The organism is Nonomuraea sp. NPDC005692 (assembly GCF_040631115.1).
Lineage (GTDB): Bacteria > Actinomycetota > Actinomycetes > Streptosporangiales > Streptosporangiaceae > Nonomuraea.
The window spans coordinates 510551-529471 of the sequence record NZ_JBEXYU010000001.1; the positions used below are offsets into that span (position 1 = coordinate 510551).

The 18921-nt window shown below is 73.1% G+C and carries 16 protein-coding genes; 7 read left to right on the plus strand and 9 right to left on the minus strand.

The window, feature by feature from the left end:
* Window positions 1–2: 2 nt before the first annotated feature.
* The 9 genes from ABZ459_RS02430 to ABZ459_RS02470 all read right to left on the minus strand — a co-directional run bounded on the left by ABZ459_RS02430 (window position 3) and on the right by ABZ459_RS02470 (window position 10065).
* Entirely contained in the window at window positions 3–425 is a 423-nt protein-coding gene (locus ABZ459_RS02430) for a hypothetical protein (protein ID WP_357964806.1), read from the minus strand.
* A gap of 54 nt (window positions 426–479) precedes the next feature.
* Window positions 480–1493 (minus strand): leucine-rich repeat domain-containing protein, encoded by a 1014-nt coding sequence (locus ABZ459_RS02435; RefSeq protein ID WP_357964808.1) that lies wholly within the window; start codon window positions 1491–1493, stop codon window positions 480–482.
* A gap of 8 nt (window positions 1494–1501) precedes the next feature.
* Entirely contained in the window at window positions 1502–3853 is a 2352-nt protein-coding gene (gene cutA, locus ABZ459_RS02440) for an aerobic carbon-monoxide dehydrogenase large subunit (RefSeq protein ID WP_357964810.1), read from the minus strand.
* 37 nt (window positions 3854–3890) lie between these two features.
* Window positions 3891–4367 (minus strand): (2Fe-2S)-binding protein, encoded by a 477-nt coding sequence (locus ABZ459_RS02445; RefSeq protein ID WP_357964812.1) that lies wholly within the window; start codon window positions 4365–4367, stop codon window positions 3891–3893.
* The gene (locus ABZ459_RS02450; protein ID WP_357964814.1) at window positions 4357–5229 is read right to left on the minus strand and encodes an FAD binding domain-containing protein; all 873 of its coding nucleotides are present in this window, start codon (window positions 5227–5229) and stop codon (window positions 4357–4359) included. The genes ABZ459_RS02445 and ABZ459_RS02450 overlap by 11 nt, the downstream gene beginning before the upstream one ends.
* On the minus strand, window positions 5226–6650 hold the full coding sequence (locus ABZ459_RS02455) for a solute carrier family 23 protein (protein WP_357964816.1): 1425 nt from the start codon (window positions 6648–6650) through the stop codon (window positions 5226–5228). The genes ABZ459_RS02450 and ABZ459_RS02455 overlap by 4 nt, the downstream gene beginning before the upstream one ends.
* 151 nt (window positions 6651–6801) lie before the next feature.
* The gene (locus ABZ459_RS02460; RefSeq protein ID WP_357964818.1) at window positions 6802–8130 is read right to left on the minus strand and encodes a solute carrier family 23 protein; all 1329 of its coding nucleotides are present in this window, start codon (window positions 8128–8130) and stop codon (window positions 6802–6804) included.
* 103 nt (window positions 8131–8233) lie between these two features.
* Complete coding sequence (locus ABZ459_RS02465) at window positions 8234–8443, minus strand: RNA-binding S4 domain-containing protein (RefSeq protein WP_352363868.1); 210 nt, start codon at window positions 8441–8443, stop codon at window positions 8234–8236.
* 11 nt (window positions 8444–8454) lie between these two features.
* Entirely contained in the window at window positions 8455–10065 is a 1611-nt protein-coding gene (locus ABZ459_RS02470) for a PucR family transcriptional regulator ligand-binding domain-containing protein (RefSeq protein ID WP_357964820.1), read from the minus strand.
* Between the two features lie 130 nt (window positions 10066–10195).
* Between ABZ459_RS02470 and ABZ459_RS02475 the strand changes: the two genes are divergently transcribed.
* From ABZ459_RS02475 to ABZ459_RS02505, 7 genes are all read left to right on the plus strand, one after another.
* Complete coding sequence (locus ABZ459_RS02475; RefSeq protein ID WP_357964822.1) at window positions 10196–11044, plus strand: DUF2877 domain-containing protein; 849 nt, start codon at window positions 10196–10198, stop codon at window positions 11042–11044.
* Window positions 11041–12384 (plus strand): FdrA family protein, encoded by a 1344-nt coding sequence (locus tag ABZ459_RS02480; protein WP_357964824.1) that lies wholly within the window; start codon window positions 11041–11043, stop codon window positions 12382–12384. The genes ABZ459_RS02475 and ABZ459_RS02480 overlap by 4 nt, the downstream gene beginning before the upstream one ends.
* A gap of 52 nt (window positions 12385–12436) precedes the next feature.
* A complete protein-coding gene (locus ABZ459_RS02485; protein WP_357964826.1) occupies window positions 12437–13807 on the plus strand; it encodes a DUF1116 domain-containing protein in 1371 nt (456 codons plus the stop codon).
* A 202-nt stretch (window positions 13808–14009) separates the two neighbouring features.
* Window positions 14010–16148 carry a protein kinase gene (locus tag ABZ459_RS02490; protein ID WP_357964828.1) on the plus strand — a complete coding sequence of 713 codons (2139 nt, stop codon included), beginning with the start codon at window positions 14010–14012 and terminating at the stop codon, window positions 16146–16148.
* A 44-nt stretch (window positions 16149–16192) separates the two neighbouring features.
* The gene (locus ABZ459_RS02495; RefSeq protein ID WP_357964830.1) at window positions 16193–16765 is read left to right on the plus strand and encodes a TetR/AcrR family transcriptional regulator; all 573 of its coding nucleotides are present in this window, start codon (window positions 16193–16195) and stop codon (window positions 16763–16765) included.
* 66 nt (window positions 16766–16831) lie between these two features.
* Complete coding sequence (locus tag ABZ459_RS02500; protein WP_357964832.1) at window positions 16832–18022, plus strand: Cmx/CmrA family chloramphenicol efflux MFS transporter; 1191 nt, start codon at window positions 16832–16834, stop codon at window positions 18020–18022.
* 15 nt (window positions 18023–18037) lie between these two features.
* Window positions 18038–18859, plus strand: coding sequence for an MOSC N-terminal beta barrel domain-containing protein (locus tag ABZ459_RS02505; protein WP_357964833.1), 822 nt, complete (start codon window positions 18038–18040; stop codon window positions 18857–18859).
* The last annotated feature ends 62 nt before the right edge of the window (window positions 18860–18921 follow it).

Consider the following 18921-nt stretch of genomic DNA (forward strand, 5'->3'; position numbering starts at 1 on the left):
CGTCAGCCGACCGTGCGCATCTGGTTCGTGCGGTGGTCCTTCAGGTGGAGGTCGCCGCCGAGCCGCTCCTTCAGCAGCTCCAGCACCTTGCGGCTGGACAGCACGGTCCACAGGTTGCCGACCAGGTGCGGGTTGTACTCGGGGGCGGCGTCCATCCAGGCGTCCTTGCCGGACTGGCTGGCGAACGTCGTGACGAAGAACTGGCCGTCGGCGGTCCGGCAGTAGCCCGTACGGATCTCAGCGGCGTCGACCTGCATGCGCGGCTTGCAGCCGACCTTGGCGGCGAGCTGCTCGACCGTCTGGGGCGCCGCCGCCCGCGGGGCGTTCTGGCCGGCCGCCGCCGGGCCGCCGGAGCCGCCGCCGGAGCAGGCGGCGACCAGCCCGGCCAGCAGCGCGAGGACGGCCAGACGTGGAAGTGTCGTCATGTGCGGAGGTACGCACGCTAGCCCGCCCCGGTTCAGCGTCGGTTGGGCGCCGGCTCAGCGCAGGACGACGCAGCCCCGGGCGCGCAGCAGGTCGAGCACCGGCGGGTCGTCGTAGAGCTTGTTCCAGCGCAGGTCGAGCTTGCGCAGGCCGGTCAGCGCCGCGACCGCGGCGGGCAGCTCGCGCAGCCGGTTGTTGCGCAGGTCGAGATGGGTCAGGCCGGTCGGCAGCGCGGGCAGCTCGCTCAGGTGGTTGTTGCGCAGGTCGAGCACGCGCAGCTCGGTCAGCGCCGCGAGGGCGGCGGGCAGCCGGGTCAGCCGGTTGCCCTGCAGGTGCAGCTCGCGCAGGCGGCCGAGCCCGCCGACGGTCTCGGGCAGCGTCTCCAGCCGGTTGTTGTACAGGCGCAGCTCCACCAGCGACGCCATCGACCCGAGCGCGTCCGGGAGCCCGGTCAGCCGGTTGTCGGTGAGGTTGAGGTAGGCCAGCCGGTCGAGGCGGCCGAGCGCGGCCGGGACGTCGGTGAAGCCGTTGTCGCTCAGGTAGAGGTAGTCGGTGAGCGGCAGGTCGCCCACCTCGGGCGGGATCGAGGCGAGCCGGTTGTGGCCGAGGTCGAGCATGCGCAGCCGGGTCAGGCCGCCGATGGCCGCGGGGATCTCGGTGAGGGCGTTCTCGGCGAGGTTGAGGGATTCGAGCGCGGTCAGCTTCCACAGCGCGGCGGGCACGGAGGTCAGCCGGTTGCCGCCGGCCGCGAGGTGGCGCAGGCGCGGGCCGAGGTCGCCGGGCAGGCGCTCGATCCGGTTGCCGTAGAGGAAGAGGGTCTCCAGGCCGGGCGGGCAGCCGGGGACCTCGCTCAGCTCGTTGCCGTCGAGGTGCAGGGCGCGCAGCGCGGTCAGGCCGGACAGGCCGGGCAGCTCGCGCAGCCGGTTGCCGTCGAGCCGCAGCTCCTCCAGCGCGGCCAGCCCGGCCACCCGAGGGGGCACGTGCGCGATCTCGTTCCAGGCCAGGTCGATCGTCCGCACGTCGTCGGGCACGTCGGGGAAGCGGGTCAGGCCGGCGCCGGGAGCGAGCATGGCGCCGATCATCGCATACGCAGCTCGAACAGGTCCGACGGCGAGATGGGCATACGGTCGATCTCGATGCCCTCGGCGTCCTCGATCGCCGAGGCGATGACCGCCGACACCGGGATCACGCCGGCCTCGCCCGCGCCCTTGATGCCGAGCGGGTTGAGCGGCGAGGGCGTCTCCAGGTGGGCGGTCTCGATCGGGGGGATCTCGGTGGCGTACGGCATGAGGAAGTCCATGAACGAGGCGTTGACGAGCTGGCCGTGCACGTCGTACTCCATGCGCTCGTACAGGGCGCCGCCGATGCCCTGGGCCACTCCCCCGTGGATCTGGCCCTCCACGATCATCGGGTTGATCAGCCGGCCGCAGTCGTGCACGACGGCGTACCTGACGACCCTGATCTCGGCGGTGTCCGGATCGGTCTCCACGACGGCCGCGTGCATGCCGGAGGCGAACGTGGACCTGATCGGCGAGTAGAACTCGCGTCCCTCCAGGCCCGGCTCGTCGCCCTCGGCCACCGGCGGGCGGGCCGGGTCGGCCGCGCCGGAGAACTGGGTCGCCCTGGCCGTCTCCTCGTCGAAGGCGTAGCGCAGCGGGTTGGCCAGCACCGCCACCGTCGAGAGCGGGATCGCGGCGGTCGGCGCGCCCACGACGTGCACCATGCCGTCGTCGATCTCCAGGTCGGCCGGGTCGGCCTCCAGGGCGTCGGCCGCGATGCGCAGCGCCTTGTCCTTGACCTTCCGGCAGGCCAGGGCGATGGCGTTGCCGCTGACGACGGCGGCGCGGGAGGCGAAGGTGCCCACCGCGTACCCGAACCTGCGGGTGTCGCCGGTGACCACGCTGACGCGTTCGATGGGCACGCCCAGCTCGGCGGCGGCGATCTGGGCGAAGGCGGTCTCGTGGCCCTGCCCCTGGGAGGTCAGGCCGGTCGAGACGTGCACCCGGCCGTCGGAGGTGATCTGCACGTGCCCGCCCTCGTACGGGCCGACGCCCGTGCCCTCGACGTAGCAGCCGATGCCGATCCCCCGGCCCGGACGCCGCTCGAAGGAGTCCCAGCCGATCAGCTCCTTGATCATGCGGAGCATCTCCGGGTAGTCGCCGCTGTCGTAGATGAGCGGGCGGCCGTCCTGGAAGGTCATCCCCTGGTCGTAGGGGAACTCCTCGGGCCGGATGAAGTTGGCCGCGCGCACCTCGGTGCGGTCCTTGCCCAGGTAGCGGGCGATCTTGTCCATGGTCCGCTCCATGCAGAACACGCCCTGCGGGCGACCGGCCCCGCGGTACGGCGTGACCTGCACGGTGTTGGTGTAGACCGCGGTGAACTCGACCCGGTAGGCCCCCGGCTTGTACGGCCCCAGCAACTGCGTGGACGTGACGATGGGCACGATGATCCCGTACGGCGTGTAGGCGCCGTGATCATGCAGGATCGTCACGTCCAGGCCCAGGACGCGGCCGTCGTCGTCGAAGCCGACGCGTACGTGGTGGATCTGGGCGCGTTCGTGCGCGGAGGAGATGAAATGTTCCCTGCGGTCCTCGGTCCACTTGATCTCGCGGCCGAGCGTCATCGCGGCCCACGGCACCAGGATCTCCTCCGGCCACGGGTGCACGATCTTGACGCCGAAGCCGCCGCCGACGTCCGGGGCGATCACCTCGACCTGCGGCAGCGGCAGCCCGAGCGTGGCGGCGACGGCCATGCGCACGCTGGTGGAGGTCTGGGTGCTGGAGTGGACGCGCAGGTCGCGGCCGTCCCAGCGGGCGTGCACGCCGCGTCCCTCCAGCGGCATGCTGGCGCTGCGCTCGATGTCGAGCCGGAAGGCCAGCGTGTGCGGCGCGCTCTCGACGGCCTCGCGCGCGCCCCTGCCGTCGGCCCCCGGCACCTCCTGGACGAGGTGCGCCCCCACGTTCCCCGGCACGTCCTCGTGCACGAGCTGGGCGCCCTGCACCGCCTCGGCCAGGCCGACGACCGGCTTGAGCGGCTCGTAGGCGACCTCGATGAGCGCGCAGGCGTCCTCGGCGGCGTACCTGTCGGCGGCCACGACCATGACCACGGGCTCGCCGACGTGCCGGACGACCTCCCTGGCCAGCGGGTACGCCGTGCGCCCATGGGTGAGCGCCGGGTGCGGGATCAGCAGCGGCAGCGGCCGGCCCACCCGCTCGGGCAGATCCTCCCAGGTGTAGATCGCGACCAGGCCCGGCACGTCGAGCGCGGCGGACACGTCGATGTCGCCGACGCGGGCGTGGGCGTGGGGTGAGCGGACGAACGCGGCGGCGAGCGCGTCGCGGCCCAGGTCGTCGAGGAAGCGGCCCTGGCCGGTGAGCAGCCTCGGGTCCTCCCGCCGTTGCACCGGCTCGCCGAACATCCTGGTCGTCACGATCCCCCCACCCGCGGCCCGCCGGCCCGCCCGAAGCTCACGACTCCTCCGCCAGCAACTCGGCGGCGCGGTGGACGGCCTTGACGATGTTCTGGTAGCCGGTGCACCGGCACAGGTTGCCGGACACGCCTTCGAGCACCTCCTCGTGGGTGGGCGCCGGATTGTCGGCCAGCAGGGCGGTCACCGTGCACAGGAAGCCCGGGGTGCAGAAGCCGCACTGCAGGCCGTGGCACTCGGCGAAGGCCCGCTGCACCGGTGAGAGCCCGTCCGGGCCGGCCAGGCCCTCGACGGTGGTGATCTCGTGCCCGTCCACGGTGACCGCGAAGGTCAGGCACGACCGGACCGGCTCGCCGTCGAGCAGCACCGTGCAGCAGCCGCAGACGCCGTGCTCGCAGCCGACGTGCGTGCCGGTCAGGCCGAGGTCGTGGCGCAGGCAGTCGGACAGCAGGCGGCGTCCGGGGACGCTGACCCGCCGGGCCGTGCCGTTCACGGTCAGCGTGATCTCATGTTCCACCGGTCGCCGTCCCCTCCCGTGCCGCCTCGCGCAGTGCCCGTTCGGCCAGCACGCCCACCAGGTGCCGCCGGTAGGCGGCGGTGGCGTGGATGTCCCCTTCGGGGTCGGTCCCCTCCCGCACGGTCCGCGCGACGGCGGGCCAGTCGACGCTCGTGGCCGGCCGGTGGCCGCACGCGCGCGTCACGTCCATCAGGACGGGGACCGGGCCCACGCCGACGCAGGCGACCCTGGCCGCGGCGACGCGCAGGTCCTCGTCGAGCGTGACCACGGCGCAGACGCCGGCCAGGGCGTAGTCGCCGTGCCGCCGGGACACCTCCTCGAACGCCGTCCCCGCGCGCCCGCCGAGCGCCGGGAAGTAGGCCGACACGGCCAGCTCGTCCGGCCGGACGACGGACTCCATGGGCCCGACGAAGAACTCGTGCGCCGGCACGTCCCGTTCGGTGACGCCGTCGGGGGTCCAGCGGGCCAGCCGCACCGAGCCGCCCAGGACGGCCAGCACCGCGGGCAGTTCGGCGGCGGGATCGGCGTGCACCAGGCTCCCGACGACCGTGCCCCGGTTGCGGATCACGGGGTGGGCGACCAGCCGCAGCGCCTTCGTCAGCAGCGGGTGCGCGCCGGACCGGGCCACCCGCGAGTGCCGGGCCAGCGCGCCCACCCGCACCCCGTCGCCGCCCGACTCCACCGTGTCCAGGGCGGTCAGGCGGTTGATGTCGACGATGTGCTCGGGCGCGGCCAGCCGCATGTTGAGCATGGGGATCAGGCTCTGGCCACCGGCCAGCACCTTGCCCCGCACCTCGGCGAGCGTCCGCAGCGCCGCGCCGACGTCGCCGGGGGCGTGGTGGGTGAACGGCGGCGGCTTCACCCGGCCTCGCCCGGGGCCGGATGCGCTGCTCGTCCCCGGGAGCGCCCGGCTATGACCCGCAGCAGGTGGTAGCCGCCCACCACCACGACGGTGCCGAGCGCGATGCCCTCCAGGGAGAAGTCTCCGCCGATCATGTGCGTCACCGGTCCGATCGCCAGGATGATGCCCGCGCCGATCGGGACCATGTTCACCGGGTCGGCGAAATCCACCCGGTTCTCGATCCAGATCTTGGCGCCGAGTAGTCCGATCATGCCGTAGAGGATGACGGTGACGCCGCCGAGCACGCCGCCCGGCGTGGCGGCGACCAGCGCCCCGAACTTCGGGCACAGGCCGAACAGGATCGCGATCAGGCCGGCGATGTAGTAGGCGGCCGTGGAGTAGACCTTGGTGGCCGCCATGACGCCGATGTTCTCGGCGTACGTGGTGGTGGGCGAGCCGCCGACGGCGCTGGTGACGACGGTGGCGGCGCCGTCGGCGATGATCGCCCGGCCGATGTAGGGGTCGACGTCGGTGCCGGTCATCTCGCCGACGGCCTTGACGTGGCCGACGTTCTCGGCGATGAGCGCGATCACCGCGGGCAGCACGAGCAGCACGGCGGAGAACCGGAAGTCGGGCGCGTGGAAGTCCGGCAGCCCGAACCAGTCGGCCCTGGCGACGGCGTCGAAGCTGACCCGGTCGTGCGGGAAGGCCGTGGCCACGCAGTACGTGCCCTCGGCCGGGCAGGCGGCGCCGGCCGCGTCGCGCAGGTTCTGGCCGGGCAGCACGGAGGTGACCGGCCCCGCCACCAGGTCCAGCACCCAGGACAGCGCGAACCCGGTGACCAGCCCGATGAGCACCCCGACACGCCCGGCGAAGCCCTTGAACGCCACGATCACCACGAACGTCACCAGCATCGTGACCAGCGCCACCCACTGGTCCTGCCCCCAGTAGACGTCCGCGACCACGTACGCCAGCCCGAAACCGATGAGCATCACCACCGCGCCGGTGACGACGGGCGGGAAGACCCGGTGGATGATCTGCACCCCGAGCACGTGCACGGCCAGCCCGGCCAGCGCCAGCACGAGCCCGGCCACCAGGATCGAGCCGGTCACGAGGGCGTCGGCGATGCTCTGGTCGGTGCCGACGGCGGCCCTGATGGCGAACACGCCGCCGACGAACGACGCGCTGGTGCCCAGATAGCTGGGCACCTTGCCCTTCACGATCAGCAGGAACATGATCGTCGCGACGCCGGACATCATCACGGCGACGTTCGGGTCGAGCCCCATCACCAGCGGGAACACGAACGTGGCGCCGAACATCGCGATCACGTGCTGGGCGCCGAAGCCGACCATGCGCGGCCAGCTCAGCCGCTCGTCGGGCCTGACCACCTCGCCGGGCGCCAGATGCCTGCCGTCACCGTGTCTGGTCCATCCGAAAACCATCTGCGCCCTCTCTTCCGGGCCGGCGACCGTGCCTTTGCGGGCACATTAGGACCGCTGGGATGCGGCTACACGGGCATGATCTGCCAAATATCCCGCGGTCACCAGAGCGAACCTCCGTACGGAGGAAGTCGCCGGCCTCTCAGAGAGGGGGTTATCGGCCGGTTTCGGGCACCGGTTCGCGGCGCGTGGCGCGCAGCAGGTGGTAGCCGACGAGCAGCACGATCGTGCCGAGCGCGATGCCGCTGAGGGAGAACGTGCTGGTGATCGGGAACGCGACCGGGCCGATGGCGATGATGATGCCGGCGCCCACCGGGACCAGGTTGACCGGGTCGGACAGGTTCACCTTGTTCTCGATCCAGATGCGGGCGCCGAGCAGGCCGATCATGCCGTACAGGATGGTCGTGACGCCGCCGAGCACGCCGTCGGGGGTCGCGGCCACCAGCGCGCCGAACTTGGGGCACAAACCGAACAGGATCGCGATGACCGCGGCGATGTAGTAGGCGGCCGTGGAGTAGACCTTGGTGGCCGCCATGACGCCGATGTTCTCGGCGTACGTGGTGGTGGCCGGGCCGCCGACCGAGGTGGCGACCACGGTGCCGACGCCGTCGGCCATGATGGCGCGGCCCATGTAGCCGTCGACGTCCGCGCCGGTCATCTCGCCGACGGCCTTGACGTGGCCGACGTTCTCGGCGATGAGCGCGATCACGACCGGCAGCACCAGCACGATCGCCGACACCTCGAAGACCGGCCCGTGCAGCGACGGCAGGCCGATCCAGTCGGCCTTGGCGACGCCCTGGAGGTCGACGCGGAAGTGCTCGGTCACCTTGCCGGTGGCGTCGGGGGCCAGGATCTTGCCGCCCACCATGTCCCAGACCCACGACAGCACGAACCCGAAGACCAGGCCGAGCAGCACGCCGATCCGGCCGAGGAAGCCCTTGAAGACCCCGATGAACACGAACGTGGCCGCCATCGTCAGCAGCGCCACCCACGGGTCCTTGGGCCAGTAGACGTCGGCCGCGACGTAGGCCATGCCGAAGCCGATCAGCATCACCACGCCGCCGGTGACGATCGGCGGGAAGACCCGGTGGATGATCCGCACGCCCAGCAGGTGGATGGCCAGGCCACAGGCGGCCAGCACGACGCCGACGGCCAGCAGCGCGCCGGTGACGGTCGCGTCGCCGCCCCCGGCCGCCCTGATCGCCACCACGGCCCCCACGAAGGACGCGCTCGACCCGACGTAGCTGGGGATCTTGCCCTTCACGATGAGCAGGAACAGGATCGTCGCGACGCCGGACATCATCACGGCCAGGTTCGCGTCGAGCCCCATGACCAGCGGGAACACGAACGTCGCGCCGAACATGGCGATGACGTGCTGGGCGCCGATGCCGACCATCCTGGGCCAGGAGAGCCGCTCGTCAGGCTTGACGACCTCTCCCGGCGTCAGACGCTTCCCGTCGCCGTGCAGCTTCCACCCGAACACCGCGAACCCACCTCAATCTTCCGCCTGACCAGCGGCGACGTCTTCCGAAGTATGTCGGAGAGCACAATAAGGGGTGTCGCGGCCATCCGGATACGGTGGGCCGTTATTGCACGTGGATCGTGAACCCGTCGCCGCTCACCACCTGGCCGGTACGGATCTTCGCCGTCTTGCGCAGCTCGACCTCGCCGTCGACCTGGACCAGGCCCTCGGCGATGAGGTGTTTGGCCATACCGCCGGTCTCGGTGACCCCGCAGTACTTCAGCAGGTCGCACAGCGGGATGTACTCGGAACGCAGTTCGAAATCCAGATCCACGAGCCCCAAGCCTAGATGCCGCGCATGCGCAGCACGTGCAGGGCCAGGGTCAGGTTGAGCCGCAGGTGGGGGTCGTCGGTGAAGTTGCCGAGCAGGCGCTCCAGCTTCCCGATCCGGTAGCGCAGCGTGTTGTAGTGGAAGTGCAGCCGGCGGGCGGTCTCGGCGACGTTGAGGTTGGTCTCCAGCAGCACCTGCAGCGTGCGCCGCAGGTCGGCGTTCTCGGCGTCCTCGTCCCAGGCCAGCGGGCCCAGCGTCTCGCGGACGAACGCGTGCAGCTCGCCGGTGTCGTTCACCAGCGACAGCAGCCGGTAGACGCCGAGCTGGTCGAAGTGCGCGACCGCGCCCGGCCCGTGGAGCTGCCGGCCCACCCGGGCCGCCTTCATCGCCTGCGCGTACGCCTCCGGCAGCGTCCCGGCCCCCGGGCTCGGCCGCGAGGTGCCGGTCGAGAACGTCGCGGGCGGCAGGTCGGCGAACGCCGAGGCGGCGTCCTTGGCCACCCTGGCGGCGTCGAGCGAGGCGTCCACGACGGCGACGACCTCGTGCGAGAACCCGGCCACCGCGCCGCGCGGGTCGTGCCGCCGCACGGCCGCCGTCCAGCAGGACACCAGCCGGTCCTGGGCGCTGCGCTCGTCGCCGTCGGGGTCGAGCTCGGCCACCAGCACGATCACCGGCCGCGCCAGGTCCCAGCCGAACGCCCTGGCCCTGGCGTCGACCCGCTCGGGCGTGCCGGCCCGGCCGGTGAGCACGTCGCGCAGGAAGTCGGCCCGGTACTTGCTCTCGACCGCGTTGACCGCCTCCTGCCGGGTCACGACCAGCGCGGCGACGGTGGCGGCGCGTTCGAGGATGCCGATGTCGCTGTCCCTGATCGCGCCGGTGGCGCTGTAGGCGACGATCCGGCCGTGGTGGTGCCCGCCGGCCAGCACGGGGGCCGAGGCGAACGCCCGGCCGCGGCCGGGCGTGTCGGCGGCCCGCGCGGGCGGCGGCCCCTCGCGGGAGATCGACTCGCGCAGGGCGGCGACGTGCTCGGCCGCCCCGGCGGTGGCCAGGACCCGGCCGGAGCCGTCGACGGCGGCCACGGCCACGTCGAGGAGCTGGGCCACCTCGGCGGCGACCTCGTTCAGCCCGCCGCCGGCCAGCACCACGTGGACCAGCGCCCGGTGCGCCTCCTCGGCGCGGGCGAGCACGGCGGCCTGGCGGTTGAGGATGTCGGTGAGCACCTGGTTGAGGATGTCGTCGAAGCCGACGTCGTTGGGCAGCAGGATGAGCGGGAAGCCGAGCCGGTCGGCCTGCTCGGTCATCTCGGCGGGCAGCTCGTCCACGTACCGGCCGAGCTTGATCGCCAGGGCGGCCAGGCCGCGCTCGTCCAGGTCGGCGACCAGGCGGCCGAGCGACTGCGGCGTGTTGCGCAGCGGGTAGCCGGTGGTCAGCAGCAGCTCGTGCGGCTTGACCCAGGCCAGGATGTCGGGCACCTCCATCACGTTGAGCCGCTGCACGATGCGCCCGAGCCCGCTCTCCCCCGCGATCAGCCTGGCCTCGGCCAGCGTCGAGACGCCGAGCACCTCCCCGACCGAGACGCCATGGATGATCGTTCCGGTGCTGGCCAGACGCACGGGGGGCTCCATGTGGTGATTGTGACTCCACAGATGGTCTGTCAGGAAGAGCCAACCTTCCCGCTGACTGTTGGCAAATTTCTCCGTACGGAGGGTTCCGCGGCCGTTCTACGGTCAGGACCAGGGTCCGATGGGAGGTTCGGTGACCGTCAGTACTCATGCGCGGCGTGCGCGGGTCCGCGTGACGGGCGCGGCGAGCACCGCCGTGCGTCCCGTGCTGGAGGCCCCGCGCAGCCCGGCCCGGGTGCTCGCGGCGTTCTCCGCGGGGATATACCTGGAGGTCAGGACCGACTGCGAGCCTTCGGTGATCGCCCTCATCACCGGCGAGGCGGCCCGGCTGCCCAACTCGGTGCTGCTGGCCACGCCGCTGCCTCGGGTCACCGTGGGTGACGACGCCTCCGTGGGCGACCGCGGCATCGAGCTGGGCTCGCTGAGCCTCGGCGTGCGCCGCTGGTGGGACCCGGCTCCGGCGCTGGGCCCGGTCGACCCGCTGAGCCTGGCGGACGTCGTCCTGGACGGCCCCGGACGGCCCGGCCTGGCCGGGAACGACGCGGTCGAGCTGCTGGCGCGCAGTTGCGCGCAGGCCCGGCTGCTGGACGCGGTGACGGCGGCGGAACGGCTCGTGGGGCTCGGTCCAGGGCTCACGCCGAGCGGCGACGACGTGCTGGCCGGGCTGCTGGTGACGCTGAGGCACCTCGGCACGGCGACCGGCACGCGGCGGGCGGTCTGGCTGGCCGACTGGCTGGCGGCGACCGTCACCTACGACGCGCGCACCCGTACGACGCCGATCTCGGCGACGTTACTGCACTGCGCGGCCAGGGGCGAGGCCAGCCCGGAGGTGACCGGCGTGCTGCGCGGCATCGCGGGCAGGCAGGCGCTCGAACCGGCGCTGCGGCGGTTGCACCGGCTCGGCCACACCTCGGGCGCCGACCTGGCCCAGGGCATCTCGATCGGGCTGGCCTCGGTCCGGGCGTTGAGCGGGCGCCCGTGAGCGACGACCTGATCCAGCTGAGAAAAGGGACGTACCACGACTCCGTCACGTTGATGCGAATAAGTCGGGCGCTGACCGAAATGCCGGGCGTGGAGGTGGCGATGGTGGCCATGGCCACCGAGCTCAACCTCGCCATCGTCCGCGACCTCGGCTTCGAGCCCCCGCCCGCGGGCCCCGGCGACCTGCTCATCGCCCTCCGCGGCGCCGACCCCGCACGGGCCGTCGAGGAGCTGGACGCCCGTCTGACCGCGCGAGCCACCACCTCCACCGGGGCCACGGCCGCCGAAGAGCAGCCGCCGCTCACCACCCGCTCGGCCGCCAGGACGCCGGCCGACCTGGTCCTGGTGTCCGTCCCCGGCGAGCACGCCTTCTGCGAGGCCTACGACGCGGTCGAGGCCGGGCTGCCGGTGATGATCTTCAGCGACGGCGTGCCCCTCGCCCAGGAGCGGTGGCTCAAGGAGCTGGCCGAGGAGCGCGGCGTCCTGGTCATGGGGCCCGACTGCGGCACCGCCTCGATCGCGGGCGTCGGGCTCGGCTTCGCCAACGTGCTGCGCCCGGGGCCGGTCGGCCTGGTCGCCGCCTCCGGCACCGGCGCCCAGCAGGTGTCCTGCCTGCTCGACTGGGCCGAGGCCGGGATCAGCCACATCCTCGGCGTGGGCGGCAGGGACCTGTCGGCCGAGGTCGGCGGGCTGGCCACGATGCGCGCCCTGCGGCTGCTCGACGACGATCCGGCCACCGAGCTGATCGTGCTGGTCGGCAAGCCGCCCGACCCCGGCGTGGCGGAGGCCGTCCGGGAGGTGGCCGCCGGGCTGCGCACGCCGGTGGTGGAGGCGGTGCTGCCGGAGACCGACCTCACCGAGGCGGCCGGGCGGGCGCTGCGGGCGCTGGGCCGCAGCGTGCCCGGATGGCCGTCGTGGCCGGGTGCGCTGCGCGGGGAGCCGCGCAGCGTCAGGGGCCTGTACTCGGGCGGCACGCTCTGCGCGGAGGCCGCCGTGCTGGCCGGGCCCGGCGAGTTCACCGACTTCGGGGACGACGTCTACACCAGGGGCAGGGCGCATCCGATGATCGACCCGACGCTGCGCCTGGAGGCCCTGTCGCGCGTCCGGGCGGACGAGGTGGTGCTCATGGACGTCGTGCTCGGCCACGCCGCCGACCCCGACCCGGCGGCCTCGCTCGCGCCGGCCGTCGCCCGTACGCCGGCCACGGTCGTGGTGGCGCTGGTCGGCAGCGCGGGCGACCCCCAGGACCTGCACCGGCAGGCCGCGGCGCTGCGCGAGGCCGGGGCGGCCGTGTTCGTCTCCAACGCCGAGGCCGCCGGTCACGCCCGGAGCCTCCTGTGACCCCGCCCGCCGTTCGCCCGTTCGCCGTTCGTCGTGTTGCCGGGAGGGTGTCGTGAGCCTGTTGTCCGGGCCGCCGCGGGTGATCACCGTCGGCGCGGGGCTGCTCGACGAGGCGCTGACGGCCCAGGCCGTGCCGACGACGCCGGTGGCCTGGCGGCCGCCGCTGCCCGGCACCGCCGACGCCCTGGCCAGGGTGCTGGCCGACCCGCGCAGGACGGCCGCCAACGAGCTGGCCGTGCGCAGGCTGACCGGCGCGCGGCCGTACCTGGTGGGACTGCGAAGGGCCGCCGAGGTGCTGCCCGCGAGGACGTTCCTGCACGCCGGGCCGCCGATCGAGTGGGACCGCGCCTCGGGCCCGATGCGCGGCGCGCTGATCGGCGCGATGTTGCTGGAGGGCCTGGCGGGCGACGAGCGGGAGGCCGAGGCCGGGCTGGCGGCGGGCGCGGTCGCGCTGCGGCCCTGCCACGAGCACGCCACGGTGGGGCCGATGGCGGGCGTGGTGAGCCCGTCGATGTGGCTGCTGGAGGTACGCGACGAGGAGCACGGCGGCACCGCCTACTGCTCGCTCAACGAGGGCCTGGGCAAGGTGCTCCGGTACGGCGCGTACGGCCCCGAGGTGCTCGACCGGCTGCGCTGGATGGAGGAGGTGCTCGGCCCGGTCCTCGCCGCGACGCTGGCCCGTACCGGCCCGATCGACCTGCGCTCGCTGATCGCGCAGGCCCTGCAGATGGGCGACGAGCTGCACAACCGCAACCGCGCGGCCACCTCGCTGCTGCTGCGCGAGCTGGCCCCGGCCCTCGTGGAGGCCGCGCCCGCGCAGGCGGCGCAGGTGCTGCGCTTCATCAACGGCAACGACCACTTCTTCCTCAACGCGGGCATGGCCGCGGGCAAGGTGAGCACGGACGCCGCCCGCGACATCCCCGGCTCCTCGCTGGTCGTGGCCATGGCCAGGAACGGCACCGACTTCGGCGTGCAGGTCTCCGGGCTCGGCGGACGCTGGTTCACCGGCCCGGCCGGGGTGCCCGACGGCCTATACCTCGGCGCGTACGGCCCGCAGGACGCCAACCCCGACATCGGCGACTCCACGATCACCGAGACCTCCGGGCTGGGCGGCTTCGCGATGGCCGCCGCGCCCGCGATCGTGCGCTTCGTCGGCGGCGAGGTGGCCGACGCGGTACGGGCCACCCGCTCGATGTACGAGATCACGCTCGCCGAGCATCCCGCGTACCAGATTCCCGGGCTCGGATTCCGCGGCACGCCCGTCGGCATCGACGTGACGCTCGTCGCCAGGACGGGCATTCTGCCGGTCGTCAACACCGGCATCGCGGGACGCGTCGCGGGCACCGGCCAGGTCGGCGCGGGGCTGGTGGAGCCGCCCGCACAGGCGTTCACCAGCGCCTTGATCGCACTCGCCGCTGAGTAAGTGATCAGTTTGAAAAGCCGTATATCTGCACGTCAGAGCAGCTGTAAAGGGTCTTCGCCTTCCATTACTGATTTTCCGCCGATATCGTGGCGAACCTCATAATCTGCAAGTAGCGCATGGCGCACGGTGGCGCGTACGGCGATCCACCGCACGAAGTGGTCACGCTCTGATGTGACGGATGAGGCTGAATGGGGGCGGCAAGATGGCAGCCGACCGCTTGCTCGGCGGGCCCGGCCCGGACCAGGGTGCGCCGGGAGGTGACCCGCAGAGCCAGGGGCGACTGGTCGGCAGGCGTTACCGCTTGATGTCGCCGGTCGGCAGGGGCGGCATGGGCATGGTGTGGCACGCCCACGACGTGCTGCTCGACCGGGACGTCGCGGTCAAGGAGCTGATCCTGCCGTACGGGCTGGATCAGGCGGGCAAGCAGATGGCGCACCGGCGCATGCTGCGCGAGGCCAGGTCGGCGGCCCGGCTGACGCATCCGGGCATCGTCACCGTCCACGACGTCGTCGAGGAGGACGGCCGGCCGTGGATCGTGATGGAGCTGGTCCGCGCCTGGTCGCTGGAGCAGGCCGTGCGGCAGAGCGGCCCGCTGCCGGTGATCCAGGCCGCCGAGATCGGCATCCGCGTGCTCGACGCGCTCCGGCACGCGCACGCGGCCGGCATCCTGCACCGCGACATCAAGCCGGGCAACGTGCTGCTGACCTCGGACCGCGTGGTGCTGACCGACTTCGGCATCGCCGCCATCGAGGGCGACGTGACGATCACGCAGACCGGGCTGCTCATGGGCTCGCCCGCGTACGTGCCGCCGGAGCGGCTGTCCGGGCAGCCGATCGGGCAGGCGGCCGACCTGTGGTCCTTCGGCGCGACGCTGTACGCGGCCGTGGAGGGGCGGCCGCCGTACGAGGGGCCGGACGCGATCGCGGTGCTGGGCGCGGTGCTCACCCAGGAGCCGATCAGGCCGCAGCGGGCCGGGGCGCTGCTGCCGGTGATCGAGGGACTGCTGCGCAAGAACCCGGCCGAGCGGCTCACCGCGGAGCAGGTCGCCGACCTGCTGGAAGCGGTGCTGCGCGCCCACGGCTCGGCCCGTCCGCGCCCGCCCGAGACGCTGCCGGCCGAGTCCGACCCGACGCCGCTGGGGATGCTGCCGCCGCTGGAGCACCCGTCCGGGCCGATGCCCTCGCGCATCGTGGAGACCCCTTCGGGGCCGGTGCGGGTGCCGTACGACCCGCTGGCCGGCCCGGCGGGCGGGTACGCGGTGCCGCCCTACGACGGCCTGTCGAGCCCGTCGGGCAGCCATCGCACCGACCGGCTCCCGTCCCCGGCCGGCGGCTTCGACGCCTTCGGCGGCCCGTCCGGCCCGCACCGGATGGAACCGCCCGCCGAGGACCTCGACGACCTCGACGCGCCCGTCCCGCCCGCGCCGCAGCCGATCCTGCCGCTGACCACGGACAGCAGGGCGGCCGCCGTCCCGGCCCCGTGGCCGCTGGCCTCGGCCGACGAACTGCGCGAGCACTCGCGCGACCTGTCGCACGACATCAGCCACAGCCGCCTGGCGACCCTGCCCGGCTCCGGCGCCGGAGCGCGCGCCGGCTCGTCGGGCACCGGCTCCACCCGGACCGGTTCCTCGCGCACCGGCTCCACCCGGACCGGCCCCACGCGCAACGGCCCCGCGCGCAGCGGTCCTTCGCGGGCGGGCACGAGCCGCCGCAGGGTCCAGGAGGGCGACGGCCCCTGGATGCGTGGCGGCAGGCCCACGCCGTTGCTGATCGCCGGCGCGGTCGCGGGCGTGGCCGTGGTGATCGGCGCGATCGTGGTCATCCTGTCCGGCGGCTCGCCGCAGGTCTCGCCCGGCACGCAGTCGACGGCCGCCGCCAGCCAGGCGCCGCGGAAGTCCGGGCCGTCGCCGGTGCCCGACGGCTACAAGGAGCACACCCCGCCCGGCTTCGCGGCGGCGGTCCCGGACGGCTGGAAGCTGGCCGCCTCGGGGGACGCGGCCACCTTCACCGGCCCCAAGGACTCCGGCACCCGGATCGTCGTCGAGCAGGCCGCCCCGCAGGCCGACGGGCTCGCCGAGCTGAGCCGGCGCGAGGCCGACGGCGGCGTGGAGGGCTACATCCAGGTGCAGCTCCAGGCCGTCGACTACCGCGGCTGGAAGGCCGCCGACTGGGAGTACACCTACACCTCCAAGGACGGCGTCCCGATGCACGCCCTGACCCGGTACGTCACGCTCGACGACAAGACCGCCTTCACGATCGCGTTCGACATGCCCGAGCTGAAGTGGGACGACCAGGCCGGGGCCCGCAAGGTGTTCCTGGACACGTTCCGCCAGACCACCTGACCCATATTGCACTGATCATTCCAAAACGTGCTAGCGTGCTCGTCATGGCACGACCACGGACGTTCGAGGAGGACCGCGCCGTCGAGGCGGCCATGCGCGCGTTCTGGGACGCGGGCTACGAAGGCACCTCGACCCAGGACCTGTGCGAGGCCACCGGCCTGGGCCGCAGCAGCATCTACAACACCTTCGCGAACAAGCGCGACCTCTACGAGCGGGCCCTGCGCCGCTACCAGGAGGAGCGCACGTCCGCGCTGATCGAGCTCATGGCCTCCGACGCGCCCGCCGTGGAGAAGATCAGGACCGTGCTGTGGCAGGCGGTCGACCCCGGCGCCGGCGACCCGGCCGGCTGCCTGGTGGTCAACGCCCTGGTGGAGCTGGCTCCGCACGACCCGGAGATCGCCGTCCTGCTGCGCCGCGACGGCGAGCGGCGCGTGGAGGCGATGCGGGGCGCGATCGAGCGCGGCCAGGCCCGCGGCGAGATCGCCGCGGACAAGGACGCCCTGGCGCTCGCGCACTTCGTCGTGGCCACGGTCAGCGGCCTGCGCGTCGCGGCCCGGGGCGGGGCGGGCCGGGCGGTGCTCGAATCCATCGCGACGACGGCGCTGACCGCTTTCTGACCCCCACCCACCTGCTTTTTTCGTGCTCGAGTTTTGTACTGAGCGTTCTAAAATAGAGGAGTTCTCATGCCGCTGGCGGTGTTCATCCTGGGGCTGGCGATCTTCGCCCAGGGGACCTCGGAGCTCATGCTGGCCGGACTGCTGCCGGAGATGGCCGCCGATCTCGGCGTGTCCGTCCCCGACGCGGGGCTGCTGATCTCGGCGTTCGCGATCGGGATGCTGGTGGGGGCGCCGGTGCTGGCCGTCGTGACGATGCGCTGGCCCCGCCGGACGGCACTGCTGACGTTCATGGCGGTCTTCGCGCTGACCCACGTGGCCGGAGCCCTGACCACCAGCTACGGCCTGCTGTTCGCCACCCGCGTGGCGGGCGCCTTCGTCTACGCCGGGTTCTGGGCGGTCGCGGCCTCCACGGCGGTCGGCCTGGTGCCGCCGAACGCCAGGGGCAGGGCGATGAGCATCGTGGCGGGCGGGCTGACCGTGGCCACCGTCGTCGGGCTGTCCCTGGGCACGGTCATCGGCCAGCACCTCGGCTGGCGCGCCGCGTTCTGGGCCGTGGCCGCGCTGTCGGCGCTGGCGGCCCTGGGCGTGCTGGCCACGATCCCCGGCGGCCGGCCGGAGCGGGAGTCCGCGCCGGGCGTGGCCGAGCAGCTCCGCTCGATGCTGAGCCCGCGCCTGTGGCTGGCCTTCGCCACCACCGCCCTGGCGACCGGCGGGCTGCTGGTCTCCTTCAGCTACCTGAGCGCGATGCTCGTCGACACGACCGGCCTGCGGGCCGCCTGGGTGCCCGCCGTCCTGGCGCTGTACGGGGTCGGCGCGGTGATCGGCATCACGATCGGCGGGCGCACCGCCGACACGCGCCCCTTCGCGACCCTGTACGCGGGCATCGCCGGGCTGGTCGTGACCTCGGTCCTGCTGGCCCTGGCCGCGCCGGTCGCGGTGCTGGCCGTGCCGCTGGTCCTGCTGCTCGGTGGGTTCGGCTTCGCCACCAACCCGACGCTGAACACCCGCGTCTTCGCCCTGGCCAAGGACGCCCCCACGATGGCCGCCGCGATGAACGTCTGCGCCTTCAACGTCGGCATCACCGTCGGGCCGTGGCTCGGCGGGCTGGCCATCGGGGCGGGCGCCGGATACCCGTCCGTCGGCTGGATCGGCGCCGCGCTCGGCGTGGCGGCCCTGGGCGTGGTGGCCCTGTCCGCCCGTCCGGGCCGGGAGCCGGTCGCCGCGGCCCACCGGGCCGAGGCCGTCCCGAGGCCGTGAGGTACGGTCCTGGCCATGGAACTGGCGAGCATCCACTTCTATCCCGTCAAGTCCACCGCGGGGCACGACGTCCATGAGGCCGAGGTGCAGCCGTGGGGGCTGGCCGCCGACCGGCGTTACCTGGTGACCGACGGCCAGGGCGGCCTGCTGACCGCCCGCGAACACCCCATGCTGCTGGCCTGCGTGGCGCAGCTCGACGGCGACACCCTCACGCTGACCGGCCCGCACGCGCCCCCGCTGCGGGTCACCCCCACCATGCCCGCCGTCATGACCACCGTGGACGTCTGGCGCACGCCGGTCGAGCTCACCGACTGCGGCGACGACGCGGCGCGCTGGTTGTCGGACCTGATCGGCCGCCCGGCGCGGCTGGCCTGGCTCGACGACCCGACCCGCCGTCCCGTCAACCCCGAGTACGGCCTGCCCGGCGACCGGGTGAGCCTGGCCGACGGCTACCCCCTGCTGCTGACCACGACCGCCTCCCTCGGCCGGCTCAACGACTGGATCGCCGAGACGGCGGCCGAGCGCGGTGAGGAGGTCCCCGCGCCGCTGCCCATGCACCGCTTCCGGCCCAGCGTGGTGATCGACGGGGTGGAGCGGCCGTTCGCCGAGGACGACTGGAAGCGGCTGCGCATCGGCGCGGTCACCTTCCGGGTGACCAAGGGCTGCGACCGCTGCGTGCTGACCACGATCGACACCGCGACGTACACCAAGGGCAAGGAGCCCATCAGGACGCTGTCCCGCCACCGCAAGTGGGACGGCAAGGTCTGGTTCGGCATCAACCTGATCCCGGACGCCCCCGGCACGATCACCGTGGGGGATTCCGTCACCATCCTCTGAAAAGGGCACCTTTCCCAATAGAAATGGATGCCTGTCCTCTTTGGGTGGATGTCGGGGGCTAT